The organism is Crossiella sp. S99.2 (assembly GCF_023094165.1).
In the GTDB taxonomy this organism is placed as follows: domain Bacteria; phylum Actinomycetota; class Actinomycetes; order Mycobacteriales; family Pseudonocardiaceae; genus Crossiella.
On sequence record NZ_JALMDK010000005.1, the window covers coordinates 338,966 to 352,044 of the forward strand.

14 protein-coding genes are annotated in these 13,079 nt (G+C 69.8%); 9 read left to right on the plus strand and 5 right to left on the minus strand.

What is annotated here, in order from left to right; genetic code table 11:
* Window position 1: 1 nt before the first annotated feature.
* Complete coding sequence (locus MZC64_RS21290; RefSeq protein WP_247797729.1) at window positions 2-955, minus strand: pseudouridine-5'-phosphate glycosidase; 954 nt, start codon at window positions 953-955, stop codon at window positions 2-4.
* A gap of 10 nt (window positions 956-965) precedes the next feature.
* Here MZC64_RS21290 and MZC64_RS21295 point away from each other — a divergent pair, with 10 nt between their 5' ends.
* Window positions 966-1,211, plus strand: coding sequence for a DUF3039 domain-containing protein (locus tag MZC64_RS21295; protein ID WP_247758612.1), 246 nt, complete (start codon window positions 966-968; stop codon window positions 1,209-1,211).
* 188 nt (window positions 1,212-1,399) lie between these two features.
* Here the strand turns inward: MZC64_RS21295 and MZC64_RS21300 are convergent, their stop codons facing one another.
* Window positions 1,400-1,660: a hypothetical protein gene (locus MZC64_RS21300; protein WP_247758611.1), complete on the minus strand. Its 261-nt coding sequence runs from the start codon at window positions 1,658-1,660 to the stop codon at window positions 1,400-1,402.
* A 149-nt stretch (window positions 1,661-1,809) separates the two neighbouring features.
* Here MZC64_RS21300 and MZC64_RS21305 point away from each other — a divergent pair, with 149 nt between their 5' ends.
* The 5 genes from MZC64_RS21305 (at window position 1,810) to MZC64_RS21325 (ending at window position 5,297) form a co-directional block, all read left to right on the plus strand.
* Window positions 1,810-3,330, plus strand: coding sequence for a right-handed parallel beta-helix repeat-containing protein (locus tag MZC64_RS21305; RefSeq protein WP_247758610.1), 1,521 nt, complete (start codon window positions 1,810-1,812; stop codon window positions 3,328-3,330).
* Window positions 3,331-3,452: 122 nt separating this feature from the next.
* Window positions 3,453-3,947, plus strand: coding sequence for a hypothetical protein (locus MZC64_RS21310; RefSeq protein WP_247758609.1), 495 nt, complete (start codon window positions 3,453-3,455; stop codon window positions 3,945-3,947).
* A gap of 23 nt (window positions 3,948-3,970) precedes the next feature.
* Entirely contained in the window at window positions 3,971-4,444 is a 474-nt protein-coding gene (locus MZC64_RS21315) for a hypothetical protein (RefSeq protein ID WP_247758608.1), read from the plus strand.
* Between the two features lie 31 nt (window positions 4,445-4,475).
* Window positions 4,476-4,874, plus strand: a complete 399-nt coding sequence (locus MZC64_RS21320) for a hypothetical protein (RefSeq protein ID WP_247758916.1) — start codon at window positions 4,476-4,478, stop codon at window positions 4,872-4,874.
* Window positions 4,875-4,892: 18 nt separating this feature from the next.
* A complete protein-coding gene (locus tag MZC64_RS21325) occupies window positions 4,893-5,297 on the plus strand; it encodes a hypothetical protein (protein ID WP_247758915.1) in 405 nt (134 codons plus the stop codon).
* 51 nt (window positions 5,298-5,348) lie between these two features.
* Here MZC64_RS21325 and MZC64_RS21330 read toward each other — a convergent pair whose 3' ends face one another.
* Window positions 5,349-7,400 carry a beta-glucosidase gene (locus MZC64_RS21330; RefSeq protein WP_247758607.1) on the minus strand — a complete coding sequence of 684 codons (2,052 nt, stop codon included), beginning with the start codon at window positions 7,398-7,400 and terminating at the stop codon, window positions 5,349-5,351.
* Window positions 7,400-9,205 (minus strand): alpha-L-fucosidase, encoded by a 1,806-nt coding sequence (locus tag MZC64_RS21335; protein ID WP_247758606.1) that lies wholly within the window; start codon window positions 9,203-9,205, stop codon window positions 7,400-7,402. The genes MZC64_RS21330 and MZC64_RS21335 overlap by 1 nt, the downstream gene beginning before the upstream one ends.
* A 152-nt stretch (window positions 9,206-9,357) precedes the next feature.
* On the opposite strand from MZC64_RS21335, the gene MZC64_RS21340 reads away from it, so the two are divergent.
* A complete protein-coding gene (locus MZC64_RS21340; RefSeq protein ID WP_308301050.1) occupies window positions 9,358-10,782 on the plus strand; it encodes a S8 family serine peptidase in 1,425 nt (474 codons plus the stop codon).
* Here MZC64_RS21340 and MZC64_RS21345 read toward each other — a convergent pair.
* Window positions 10,772-11,155 (minus strand): MerR family DNA-binding transcriptional regulator, encoded by a 384-nt coding sequence (locus MZC64_RS21345; RefSeq protein ID WP_247758605.1) that lies wholly within the window; start codon window positions 11,153-11,155, stop codon window positions 10,772-10,774. The genes MZC64_RS21340 and MZC64_RS21345 overlap by 11 nt on opposite strands.
* A 93-nt stretch (window positions 11,156-11,248) precedes the next feature.
* Between MZC64_RS21345 and MZC64_RS21350 the strand changes: the two genes are divergently transcribed.
* Window positions 11,249-12,439, plus strand: a complete 1,191-nt coding sequence (locus tag MZC64_RS21350) for an MFS transporter (protein ID WP_247758604.1) — start codon at window positions 11,249-11,251, stop codon at window positions 12,437-12,439.
* 72 nt (window positions 12,440-12,511) lie between these two features.
* Window positions 12,512-13,075 (plus strand): DJ-1/PfpI family protein, encoded by a 564-nt coding sequence (locus tag MZC64_RS21355; RefSeq protein ID WP_247758603.1) that lies wholly within the window; start codon window positions 12,512-12,514, stop codon window positions 13,073-13,075.
* The last annotated feature ends 4 nt before the right edge of the window (window positions 13,076-13,079 follow it).

Genomic DNA, 13,079 nt, shown 5'->3' on the forward strand with positions numbered 1-13,079 from the left:
CTCAGTTGGCTCCGCTCAGCTCGACCGCCACCCGTGCGGCCAGGTCCGCGTTGGATCGCACCAGCGCCGCGTTCGCGTCCAGACTCACACCCGCGCTGGCCTGGTGGAAATGGGCCAGAAGCACGGGAGTGACGTCCTTGCCCTGCACTTTCCGCTCGGCGAGCAGGGCCAGCCCCTCGGCCAGCAGCCGGTCGTGCAGGTCGCGGTCCATCTCGGCCTCGGCCGGAATCGGATTGGCCAGCAGCACCCCAGCCGACCCCGGCACCTGGGCCCGGTGCGCGGCCACCACCGCGGCTGCCTCGGCGGGGGAGTCCACCCGCCATGGCACGGACTGGTCGGATTCCCGCAGGTAGAAGGCGGGGAATCGATCGGTCCGGTACCCCAGCACCGGCACCGACGAGGTCTCCAGCAGTTCCAGCGTGGCCGGGATGTCCAGCACCGACTTCACCCCCGAACACACCACCAGCACCGGCGTCTCGGCCAGCACCGCCAGGTCAGCGGACACATCCCAGCTCTCCCGGGCCCCGCGATGGACCCCACCCAGCCCGCCGGTGGCGAACACCCCGATCCCGGCGACCTGGGCGAGCGCGGCCGTACTGGCCACCGTGGTCGCCCCACTACGCCCAAGCCCAATGGCCGCGCCCAGGTCCCGCCGAGAGAGTTTGACCAGCTCAGAGGCTGGATCGCAGACCCGCTCCAACTCGGCGGCGGACAGCCCCGCCACCGCCTCGCCGTCCAGCACCGCGATCGTCGCCGGCACCGCGCCGGCCGCGCGCACGATGTCCTCCAGCTCCCTGGCCACGGTGAGGTTGCGGCCCGGCGGCAGCCCGTGCGCGAGGATCGTGCTCTCCAGCGCGACCACAGCGCCCCCGTCCGCCAGCGCCGATCGCACCTCGTCACTCACCCGCAGCACCGCTGCCTCCTTCTCGCTGAACTCCATCTGTCCGTGAGGCATCATGGTGCACGTGAGCACCCAGACTCTTCCCGAGGTCGACACCACCCCGGACGCCACGGACAGCACCAGCGACGACTCGCCGAAGATGTTCCACTACGTGCGCAAAGCCAAGATCGCCGAAAGCGCGGTCATGGGCACGCACGTGGTGGCGCTCTGCGGCGAGGTCTTCCCGGTGACCAAGTCGGCCAAGCCCGGCTCCCCGGTCTGCCCCGACTGCAAAAAGATCTTCGAGAGCCTCCCGCCCGGCGGCGAGTGACCCGAGTGTTGGCCGAACTCGTACGCCGAGTTGGCCGTTACGGACACCGAGTTGGCCCAAGTCGTACGGGTAGTTGGCCCAACTCGGCGTACCAGTTGGGCCAAGTCGACCGCCGTGTGTCCATAACGGCCAACGTGGCGTCCGTAACGGCCAACGTGGTGTACGACAACGGCCAACACGCGGGTGGGTTAGGTGCGGAGTAGGACGCAGGCTGCGGTGCCGGTGGCGAGCAGGGTGGCGCCGAGCACGGTCTGCCAGTGGCCGCGGATCGGGTCCAGCAGGGCGGCCGAGCCGAACAGGGCCGCGGCCACGCCGCTGGTTCCGCCGGCCAGTGCCGCCGCCAGCGGTCCGGTCAGGCTCGCGGCGATCGCCAGCAGCACCCCGAGCACGACCACCGACCACGCCCAGGCGCGGGCCGGTCGTCCCGGCACGCTGATCAGATCGTCCACCGGGCCGAAGGTAGTCCTCGAACACGCTGTGGCATCACCACTTCAGGGATTCCGCACGCCTGGCCGGGATCTTTGCCCGATCGGTGACTCAATCGTTTCCCCGCCGGTGCCGATGGTGATCAACATCGGTCTGCGGAAAGGAGACGTGGATGTCTGCCCGTCGTGCTGTGCCCGCCCTGCTCGGTGCCGTGGTACTGGCCACGTCCCTGCTCGACGCGCCACCAGCGGCCGCGCAGACGCGTGACTTCCACCTGGACTGTTCGGCGGCCTGGCCGGGTAACGGGTCACCGGACTCGCCATGGCAGCGGTTGGACCAGGCCAACGGGTTCACCTTCCAGCCGGGGGATCGGCTGTTGCTGCGCCGGGGCACCGAGTGCGCGGGGGTGCTCAGCCCGCGGGGGTCGGGCGCGCCGGGGCGGCCGGTGCAGCTCGGCGCGTACGGCGAGGGCGGGAAGCCGCACATCGCCGGCGGTGGCGCGCGGGCCGCGGTGCACCTGCGCAACGTGCAGTACTGGGAGATCCGGGACATCCGGGTGAGCAACTTCGGGCCGCCGCCGGGACCGGAGGAGCGGCGGGCCGGGATCTACGTGACGCTGACCGACTTCGGCGTCGGCCACCACTACGTCGTGGCCGATGTGGAGGTGCACGACGTCAACGGTTCCGACCACAAGGACCCCGACCCCAGCGGCGGCATCCTCTTCGGCGCGCTGGGCGCGTTGCGGCCGACCCGGTTCCAGGACATCGTGATCGAGCGCAACCGGGTCAGCCGGGTGGACCGGACCGGGATCGGCACCATCTCGCACTGGGCCCGGCGGGCCGAGCACCCCAACGGGCCGGGCAGCTCGTTCGCGCCGATCCGGAACCTGGTGGTGCGGGACAACGCGGTCACCGATGTCGGCGGCGACGGCATCGTGCCGCAGAACACCCTGGGCGCGCTGGTGGAGCGCAACCGGGTGCACCAGTTCAACATGCGCTCGGCCGGCTGGAACGCCGGGATCTGGCCGTGGAACTCCGATGACACGCTGATCCAGTTCAACGAGGTCTCCGGCGGGTTCGGCACCAGGGACAGCATGGCCTTCGACTTCGACGGCGGGTCCAGGAACGTGCTCTACCAGTACAACTACAGCCACGACAACGACGGTGGCGCGCTGCTGGTGTGCAACGACAAGGACATGGTCAACGACGGCGGCGTGTTCCGGCACAACATCAGCCAGCATGACGGGCACCCGGACGTCGCGGTGATCTCCGTCGGCTGCGCGCGGGCGACCAACGTGCGCATCCACCACAACACCTTCTTCACCGGCCGGGACACCCGGCTGGTGGCCAACTACACCGACACCCAGATCGTGGCCGCCAACAACGTCTTCGCCCGGGCCGGCGGCAACTCGATGATCCAGGACCCGCACGGGCGCTATCAGGCCAACGCCTACTTCAACATGCCGGTGCCGGAGCGGGACGGCCGCGCGGTCACCGCGGACCCGCAGCTGCTCAACCCCGGTTCGGCCAGCGGCCTGCTGGACCTGGGCGGCTACCGGCTGCGCGCGGGCTCGCCCGCGCTGCGGGCCGGGGAGCCGGTGCCGGGGGCGGGCAACCGGGACTTCTTCGGTAACCCGATGCCCAGCGTGCCCAACATCGGCGCCTACCAGGGGCCGGGCGTACTCGGCGACTGAGCAGCACTGGGCAGGACTGAGCAGTGGATGAGCAATGGACCGGTCTGGGAAATGAGCAATCCTCGATCCCATGATTCCCTCACCCCGGCGACAGCGCCGGGGGAGGAATCAGGGAGATCGAGATGGGTTCCATTCAGAGGAAGCTGACCGCGGCCCTGCTCGGCGCCGCCGCGATCGGTGGCGCGTTGCTGCCGGTGGCCACCGCACAGGCTGCCCCGGCGCAACCGGAATCGGTGGCGGCCGCGCAGGCGGCCGGGTTCAGCATTGACGTGACCAAGAGCGTCGTGGACATCACCAACCGGCTCTACGACATCATCAGCAATTCCATCGCGCACAACCAGAACCGCTCCGGTTTTGTGAACGGCATCATGGAGGGCTCCTTCTACGACGCCGGTCAGCGGTACAACGTGATGGTCACCAAGCAGAACCATCCGTACACGGCGAATCTGCACAACATCGTCTACGACGCCATCGTGCACAGCGGCTACCCCGATTTCCGGGTCATCGTCTTCGAATCCGGCACCTTCACCAATCGCGGCGACGGCGGGCACATCAACTGGGCCTTCCGCGGCTGGTTCACCCGCGACGGCATGACCGTGCACTTCCGCAAGCCGTGATGCCGGAATCGAAGGGACCAGTCATGAAGCTCAAGGCGATGCTCGCCGCCCTGCCGTTGACCGCGCTGACCTTGCTCGGCGTGGCCGCGCTGCCCGCCCAGGCCGCCGAGGCCGGGACAGTGTCCGCGCAGGCCGCCTCCGGCGCCGGGGTCACCATCCACCTGGACAACGGGGCCAACGGTTTCCAGGTGGCCAACGCGATCAGCAACATCAACGAGGACAACCGCGGCAAGTTCGTGGAGAAGGCGGTGGACACCGCGTTCGAGGTGAGCGGCGGCCGCTACAACGTCGTCATGATGAACCTCAGCCAGGGCTACAACGAGCGGCTGACCGGAAAGAAGCTGTACGCGAATGTCCGCTACGGACACGTGAACTACGGCCTGTGGATCTCCGAGGCCGGGCAGTTCACCAACAACGGTGACGGCGGCTGGATCAACTGGGGAATGCGCGGCTGGTTCGACCGCGATGGCAAGACCGTCAACTTCCGCCGCCCCTGACCTTCCGCTCTGGTGTAAAGGACGACAAGACATGAGTATTCGGCAGAAAGTGGCCGGTTATGGCGCGGCGGTGCTCGCCCTGGTCGGTGCGTTGAGTGTGGCGGCCCCGCAGGCCGCGCTGGCTGACATCAACCCGTGCGATCTGGGCGCGAAGGTCCAGGAACTGCGCGGCTGGGACGCCAATGACCAGTACAACATCGTGGTGTGGAAATCGACCGCGCGAGAATCCAGCCATTTCAACGGGATCGCGCTCCAGGGGCATGAGACCGCGCAGGAGTGCAAGGGATTCTTCGGCAACACGGTGCACATCTTCTGGATGGTGTTCAAGGACGGCCATTTCACCCGCAAGGGCGATGGCGGTTACCGGAACTGGGCGTTCAGCGGCCGGTTCGAGCGCAATGACACGCACGTCAAGTTCCTGGCCCGCTGAGCGACGAGGACAACGCAGATGAAGATCAAGAAGATCGCCGCCCGCGGCCTGGCCGCCGTCGCGGTGACGGGTGCCCTGGCGCTGGCCGTGCCGCAGGCCGCGGTGGCCGCGGAGTTCATCAACCCGTGCAACCTGTCCGAGAAGATCGACGAGCTGCAGGGCTTCGGCTCGGACAAGTCCAGCAACATCCTGGTGTACAAGGCCACTGCCTGGGGTGGCGGGCACTTCAACGACATCGTCACCCAGGGCACCGCCAAGGCCGTGCCGTGCGGGAACGCCTTCCCGCGCAACCACGACTACCACTGGGTGGTGTTCAAGGGCGACGGCGAGTTCACCCGCAAGGGCGACGGCGGTTTCCGGAACTGGGCCTTCTACGGCAGCTTCGACCGCAACGACAACGTGGTGAAGTTCCACCGCCGATGACCACCGGGATGCGGGGTGGGGCAACGGGTGCCCCCACCCCGCATCCGGCCGTCAGTTCTCGGGCAGCCGCACCGAGGTGTGCAGACGCAGGTCCCGGGAACTCGCGCCCACCATGATCTTGTGCTCGCCGGGCGCCACCCGCCAACGATGCTTGCCGGTGTCCCAGTAGCTGAACGAACGGGCGTCCAGGGTCAGCTCGACCCGCTTGGCCTGACCCGCCTCCAGGGTCGCCTTGGCGAAGCCCTGGAGCTGGGACGGCGGTTCCGGCGCGGCCGCGGTACCCGGATCGCCGACGTAGAGCTGCACGGTCTCCACCCCGGCCCGGCTCCCGGTGTTGCGGACCTCCACACTCACCCGCACCTTGTCTCCGTCCCGCCGGGCGGTCAGGCCGCGGTAGTCGAAGCTGGTGTAGGACAGGCCAAAACCGAAGGGGAACAACGGCTCTACGCCCTTGGCGTCGTAGTGCCGGTAGCCGACGAAGATCCCCTCCGAGTACCGGACGTCCACGCCGATCCCCGGGTACCGCTCGGGCGTGTTGGCCGGGACGTCGCCCTCGGCCCGCGGGAAGGTGATCGGCAGCCTGCCCTCCGGGTTGACCGCGCCGAAGAGCACATCGGCCACCGCGTTGCCGTCCTCCTGACCCGGATACCAGGCCTGCAGCACCGCGGGCGCCTGGGCCAGCCAGGGCATCAGCACCGGGCCGCCGGACTTGACCACCACCACGGTGCGCGGGTTGGCCGCGGCCACCGCCTTGACCAGCGCGTCCTGCTGACCTTCCAGGGACAGGTTCGGTTTGTCCCTGCCCTCGGTCTGGTTGTCCCCGACCATCACCACCGCCACCTGGGCCGCTGCAGCCGCTGCGGTCGCGGCGGCCAGATCGGCTCCGTCGTGCAGGGTGACCTTGGCGTCGGCGGGCAGCTTGGCGCGCAACCCGTCCAGCGGCGGCACCGTGTAGAGCGGTTTGACCTTGGAGCTGCCGCCACCGCCGGTCTTGGCCTCGGTGGCGAACGGCCCGATCAGCGCCACCGAGCGCAACTCCTTGGCGGACAACGGAAGCAGCCCGCCCTCGTTGCGCAGCAGCACCATGCCGCGGGCGGACAGGTCGCGGGCGATCGCGCCGTGCTCGCGCGCCGGGATCGGCGTGACGGTGGCGGGTTTGTCGAACAGCCCGGCCCGGATCATGGTGGTGTAGCGGCGGATCAGCTTGTCGTCGAGGGTCGCGGTGGACACCTGACCGGCCTGCACCGCCTTCTTCAGCTCCGCGCCGAAGAACTTGCCGGTGGGCATTTCCACGTCCAGCCCGGCGTTCGCGGTGGGCACGGTGGAGTGCACCGCGCCGAAGTCGGAGGTGACGAAGCCCTGGAAACCCCACTCCTGCTTGAGAATCTTGGTCAGGAACAGGTGGTTCTCGCAGCTGAAGGTGCCGTTGATGCGCGGGAACGCGCACATCACCGAGTCGACCCCGGCCTCCTTGACCGAGGCCTCGAAGGCGGGCAGGTAGATCTCCCGCAGGGTGCGCTCGTCGATGATGTCGTTGACCTTGAACCGGTTCTGCTCCTGGTTGTTGCCCAGGTAGTGCTTGACGTTGCCCATGATCCCGTTGCGCTCGATGCCGCGGATGTTGTCCACCGCGAGCCTGCTCACCAGGTACGGGTCCTCGCCGTAGCCCTCGAAGGTGCGCCCGTTGACCGGCACCCTGGCGATGTTGACTGTGGGCGCCTCCATCAGGTTCCGCCCGACGTGCCTGGTCTCCTTGCCGAGCAGGTCGCCGTAGCGGTGCGCGGCCGCGGTGTCCCAGGTGGCCGCCAGGGAGATCGGCGCGGGCAGTGCGGTGGCCGAGGGCTGCACCACGTCACCGGGGCCGACCCCGGCCGGTCCGTTGGTCACCAGCAGCGGCGGGATCTTCAACCGGGCCAGGCCGGGCACCACCCGGTACTGGGCCTCGGTGCGGATCCCGTGCAGCTGGGCGATTTTCTCGTCCAGGGTCAGCTGGGCGACCACCGCCCGCGCCCGTACCTCCGGCGGCACGGCCGCGCTCGCGGCGGCGGGCAGCGTGGCGGCCGCGGACAGGGTGAGCACCAGGGCCAGTCGAAGCGTTCTCATCACAGCGCTCCCGCGGTCGAGGGGTACAGCTGACTGCGCGGCACGATCTGCTGCGGCTGGTTCGGGCTGGACCACAGCAACTTGGCGAATGCCTCGCCGGTCTGCTCCCGGTACTCGATCCGGATGGCGTGCCGCTGCCCGGCCGTCAGCGCGAGGCTGGTCTTGTCCACCCTGGTCTCGTGCGGACTGTTCGCGTCGATCACCAGTTTCCCGTCCACCCAGACCCGGATCGCCTCATCGGAGACCGTGCGCAGGGTGTAGGTCTCGGAGAACCGCGGCTGCAGGAAACCCTGCCACCGCACCGAGAACCGGTCCCCGGCGAACCGCCAGGCGAAGTTGACCTCCGGGTCGATCCGGCGCAGCTCCGGCGGACCGGCGAGGTCGGGGTTGCCGAAGTATTCCGCGCGCAACCCGGTGCCATTCCCCGGTGGCGCAGGCGATTGCGGGCGGATGCGCAACTCGATCACGCTGGCCGCATCGTTGGTGAACTTGCCGCTGGGCGTGATGTCGTAGCCGTCGCCGGACGGGGTCACCCGGACCGGCTGCGGGCTGCTGAGCACCCGGGCGCCGAGCACGGTGAACGGCGCGATCGCCTTGAGGTGCAAGGACTTCCCGGGTTGCGGCCACTGGTAGACCGCGGCGTGCAGGGTGTCGCCGGTGCGACTCACCGCGCCCCAGTCCGGATCGGCCACCACCCCCGGCTCACCCGCGCCGAACACGGCCGCGCCCTGACCCGCGGTGCGCAGCCAGTTTCCCATGGCGCGCAACCGATCCGCGGCGATCGTCGGCACCACGCCGTGGCGGTCCGGGCCGACGTTGAGCAGGTAGTTGCCGCCGCGACCGGCGATGTCGGTCAGGTTGCGGATGAGCTGGGTGTGGTTCTTCCAGTTCGTGTCCCAGCGGGCGAAGCCCCACTTCGCGGCGATGGTCATGCAGGACTCCCACAACTGGGCGTCCACCGTGCCGGTCGGGAAGGTCTGTTCCGGCGTGCCGAAATCACCGTCGACCACCCGCCGCTCCTTGACCCCGGCCGGCCGGTAGCTGATCCGGTTGTTGATCAGCAGGTTCGGCGACTTCGCGCGCAGGTAGCCCTCCAGCTCGGCGCCGTCGCGGCGGGTCCAGTGCAGGGTCGGGCTGTCCGCGGCCCAGTCGCCGTCGAACCACAGCACCGCCGGGTCGTAGCGGTCGACCAGCTCGGCGAGCTGAGCCCGCAGCCGCGCCTTGTACTTCTCGTAAGTGGCGAGCTGGGCGGCGTCCGGGTCGTGCCAGTCCCAGATCGAGTAGTACAGCCCGAACTTGATGCCCTGCCGGTCCGCCTCGGCCTTCAACTCGGCCAGGATGTCCCGGTTCTGGTCGAACGCCGAGTGCTCGCGCAGGTTCCACTTGTTCACCGCGGTGGGCCACATCGCGTAGCCGTCGTGGTGCTTGCTGGTGATCACCAGGTACCGCTGGCCCGCGGCCTTGGCCAGGCCGACGATCTCCTTGGCGTTGAACCGGGCCGGGTTGAACGCCTTGGCCAGGCGCTCGTACTCGGTCACCGGCACCTTGCACTTGCGCATGATCCACTCGGCGTCCTGGCAGAGCGAGCCGTCCGGCCTGCGGTACTCGCCCTCCAGCTGCGAGTACGCGCCGAAGTGGATGAACATGCCGAATCGGGCGTCTCGCCACCACTGGGTGCGGGCGGCGGTGAACGGGTCGTCGGCGGCTGCCCCCGGCGGTGGGGCGGGCGGTGCGGCTGAGGTGATCGGGCTCGTGCTCAGCAGCGCCGCCAGGATCACGGCGCACAGTGCGGCCATCCGGCGCATCGCTCCTCCTTGAGCTTGGCTGCCACCGACGCTAGGAGCGGCATACATCGGACGTCAATCGGCCTTCGGTAGGGAAGTTGCCGATGAAAGCGTTCATCATCCAGTCATAGATCGGATCTATTTCCGAGGGCTACTGGCCCTATGCTCAGCCCGTGCGACTGGGTGGATGGACACGGCGGATCGGCGTCACCGCGGGTGTGCTCGCGGTGCTGGGCAGCGTTCTCGCGTCACCGGAGGTCTCGGCGGCGGAGGCGGAACCAGGGCAGCCGGTGCTGCCGCATGTGGTGGTCGGCAAGGCGGGCCCGCTGGGCGCCTGGCAGGCCGAGCGCGCGGTGCGCCAGGCGGGCGGCACCGTGGTCGCGGCCTACCCGCGGATCGGCGTGGTGGTGGCCTACTCGGCCAGGGACGACTTCGCCGCCACCGTGCGCAAGTCCCGCGGCGTGACCGAGGTCGGCGCCACCCGCACCACCAAGCTGCCGCTCGACTACTTCAAGCCGCGCCGCGACCTGCGCTACACCGGCCCTGGTTCACCCACCAGCGCCCAGGTTCCGCCGGAGGGCACCGCCTGGGACGTGCCCGCGCTCGGCCTGGACGAGGCGCACCGGGAAACCACCGGCAGCAGGCACGTCGTGGTCGGCGTGCTGGACACCGGCGTGGACGACACCCACCCGGACCTGCGGCACGCGGTGGACACCCGCAAGTCGGTCTCCTGCGTCTCCGGCTGGGCCGACCGCAGCCCCGGCGGCTGGCGGCCCACCCTGGACGGCCACGGCACGCACGTGGCGGGCACCATCGCCGCCGCCCGCAACGGATCCGGCGTCGTCGGCGTCGCGCCGGGCGTGCGGCTGGCCGCGGTGAAACTGGCGGAGCGGGACGACACCGAGACCGCGGAAAGCATGATCTGCGGCTTCATGTGGGCCGCCGAGCACAACTTCCGCATCACCAACAACAGCTACCGGGCCACCCCCTGGCGTTACCACTGCCCCGGCCAGGTCGACCAGTCCGCGATCCGCACCGCGGTCGGCCGCGCGGTCGCGCACGCCCAGTCCCGCGGCGTGCTGGTGGTCGCCTCCGGCGGCAACGGCGCGCTCGACCTGCACAACCGCACGGTCGACACGGAAAGCCCTGCCGACGGCACCCCGGCCCGCAGGGAGATCAGCAACGACTGCATCCGGCTGCCACACGAGCTGCCCGGCGTGCTCGGCGCGGGCGCGGTGGACGAGAAGCTGGTCAAGGCCCGCTTCTCCAACCACGGCATCGGCCCGATCGGCCTGGCCGCGCCCGGCGTGCGGGTCTGGTCGACCGTGCCCAACGGCGAGTACGCGGCCTACAGCGGCACGTCGATGGCCGCCCCGCACGTCAGCGGGGTGGCCGCGCTGCTGGCCTCCCGGCACCCGTTCTGGCGTGGCGACCGGCTGGCCGCCGAACTCCAGGACCGGGCGAATCCGTTGCCCTGTCCCGAGTTCTACGACCCCAACGGCGACGGCAAGCCCGATGCCACCTGCGTCACCGGCGCGGGCCGCAACAGCTTCTACGGCACCGGCCTGACCCACGCCGGGGCGGCGCTCACCCGCTGACGCAGTCGAACCGCTCGCGCAGGTCGGCCATGAACTGGACCAGCTGATCCCGGCTGGTCACCAGGTCGTCGATGCGCGCGTTGATGGTGCTGAGCTGAGTGTCCAGCATCTTCATCAGCGGCGGGCAGTCCTCGGCCGTGACCGGGTACTCGGGCTGCTCGCCGTGCAGGGCCTGCAACACCGGCGCGACCAGGTGCGAGGGCAGCGCCGAGGAGATCATGCAGCGGATCTTGCCGACCCGGTCCACATCGGCCTCGGCGTAGACCCGGTAGCCGGACTCGGTCCGGTCCGGGCGCAACAGCCCCTGCTCCTCGTAGTATCGGAGCATCCGGATGCTCACCCCGGTGCGCTGGCTCAGTTCGCCGATTCGCATCTGACCTCCGGTTATTCCCATCGCGAGTGAAGAGAGCGATGGGTCACCCGCAGGTTGACCCTCACACTCATGTCAGACTTTAGCGTCTGTCCCGTGATCGCTTTCGTCCTGATGTTGTGCGCGTTTGCTGTGGGGACCTCCGAGTTCGTCGTTGTCGGCGTGCTGCCGGAGGTCGCGTCCGACCTGGGCGTCCCCCTGTCCGTGGCCGGGTTGCTGGTCACGGGCTATGCCGTCGCCGTCGCTGTCGGTGGCCCCGTGCTGACCGTGTTCACCCGCCGCCTGCCCCGGCGGCCCGTGCTGATCGCGGTGATGGCCCTCGGCGTCGCGGGCAGCCTGCTCTCCTCCATCGCCGAGAACTACACCGTGCTGATGGGCGCCCGGATGGTGGCCGCGCTGGCCCAGGGCCTGTTCTTCGCGGTCGCCTCCCAGGTGGCCACCGCCTCGGTGCCGCCGGAACGCCAGACCGCGGCCATCGCCAAGGTGGTCAACGGCGTCGCACTGTCCACTGTGGCCGGTGTGCCGGTGGGCACCCTGGTCGGCCAGGCCTACGGCTGGCGGGCCTCCTTCGTGCTGGTGACCGCGCTGGCCTTCATCGGCATGCTCGGCGTGATCCTGGCCTGCCCCAAGGTGGAGCACGCGCCGGACGCCGGTTTCCGGGCCAGCATGCACGTCTTCGGCCGCCGCTCCATCCTGCTCGGCCTGACCACCACCGTGCTGGCCTTCACCGGCATGATCACCACCTTCACCTACGTCACCCCGGCCCTGCGCGAGATCACCGGGTTCTCGCCCGGCTGGGCCACGGTGGTGCTGCTGGTCTACGGCCTGGGCACGGTGGTGGGCAGCAACATCGCCGGCCGGGTCCGGCCCGAGCTGATCCCCAGGGTGCTGCCGTTCACCATCGGCGCGCTCAGCCTGGTGCTGCTGGTGCAGGGATTGGCCATGCACACCAAGGCGACCAGCGTGCTCGCGCTGTTCCTGCTCGGCGCCTCGGCCTTCGCCACCGGTCCGCTGCTGCACACCTGGCTGATGCGGCAGGCCGAACCGGCGGGTGGGCTGGTGGCCTCGGTGAACATCTCCGCGTTCAACGTGGCCGCCGCGCTCGGCCCGGTGCTCGGCGGCGCGGTGATCACCGGCGGGTTCGGGCTCGACCTGGTCGGCCCGGTGGCCGCGCTGCCCGCGCTGGCCGGACTCGGGGTCGCCTTCCTGGTGCGTGGCTGGGCCCGGCGGCAGGACCGGGTCGAGCAGCCGGACGGGGCGGCCCGGCCGCTCCCGGTGGCTGTCTGATTTGTCCTGATTCTCGCTGGGCGGAAACTCCCGCGTTGACCGTCGGCGTCGCCGGTGCCCACGATCAGGACCATGCCCAAGGTCCTGATCGTCACCGGCGACGCCGCCGAATCGCTGGAGGTCCTCTACCCGTACCAGCGGCTGCGCGAGGAGGGCTACGACGTGGACATCGCGGCGCCCTCGGCCAAGCGGTTGCAGTTCGTGGTGCACGATTTTGTGGACGGGCACGACACCTACACAGAGAAGCCCGGCTACACCTGGCCAGCCGACCTGGCCTTCCGCGAGGTGGACCCGGCCGGGTACGTGGCGCTGGTCATCCCGGGCGGGCGGGCGCCGGAGTACCTGCGCAACGACGAGCACGTGCGCCGGATCGTGACCCACTTCTTCGAGACCGGCAAACCGGTCGCGCACCTGTGCCACGGCGCGCTCGTGCCGGCCGCCGTCGGCCTGCTCAAGGACCGGCGCACCGCGGCCTACCCGGAATGCGCGCCGGACGTGCTGGCCGGTGGCGGCGAGTTCGTCGACGACGAGGTGGTCGTGGACGGTCCGATGATCACCGCCCGCGCCTGGCCGGACCACCCGGCCTGGATGCGCGAGTTCGTGGCTGTTTTACGGGCCAGGGCGCCCATCGCGTAACCAG

What these genes read in the sequence shown, in the direction of transcription:
- MZC64_RS21290 (WP_247797729.1), bottom strand. Translation starts at nt 955, where the DNA reads ATGCCTCACGGACAGATGGAGTTCAGCGAGAAGGAGGCAGCGGTGCTG.
- MZC64_RS21305 (WP_247758610.1), top strand. Translation starts at nt 1,810, where the DNA reads ATGTCTGCCCGTCGTGCTGTGCCCGCCCTGCTCGGTGCCGTGGTACTG.
- MZC64_RS21310 (WP_247758609.1), top strand. Translation starts at nt 3,453, where the DNA reads ATGGGTTCCATTCAGAGGAAGCTGACCGCGGCCCTGCTCGGCGCCGCC.
- MZC64_RS21315 (WP_247758608.1), top strand. Translation starts at nt 3,971, where the DNA reads ATGAAGCTCAAGGCGATGCTCGCCGCCCTGCCGTTGACCGCGCTGACC.
- MZC64_RS21320 (WP_247758916.1), top strand. Translation starts at nt 4,476, where the DNA reads ATGAGTATTCGGCAGAAAGTGGCCGGTTATGGCGCGGCGGTGCTCGCC.
- MZC64_RS21325 (WP_247758915.1), top strand. Translation starts at nt 4,893, where the DNA reads ATGAAGATCAAGAAGATCGCCGCCCGCGGCCTGGCCGCCGTCGCGGTG.
- MZC64_RS21330 (WP_247758607.1), bottom strand. Translation starts at nt 7,400, where the DNA reads ATGAGAACGCTTCGACTGGCCCTGGTGCTCACCCTGTCCGCGGCCGCC.
- MZC64_RS21335 (WP_247758606.1), bottom strand. Translation starts at nt 9,205, where the DNA reads ATGCGCCGGATGGCCGCACTGTGCGCCGTGATCCTGGCGGCGCTGCTG.
- MZC64_RS21345 (WP_247758605.1), bottom strand. Translation starts at nt 11,155, where the DNA reads ATGCGAATCGGCGAACTGAGCCAGCGCACCGGGGTGAGCATCCGGATG.
- MZC64_RS21355 (WP_247758603.1), top strand. Translation starts at nt 12,512, where the DNA reads ATGCCCAAGGTCCTGATCGTCACCGGCGACGCCGCCGAATCGCTGGAG.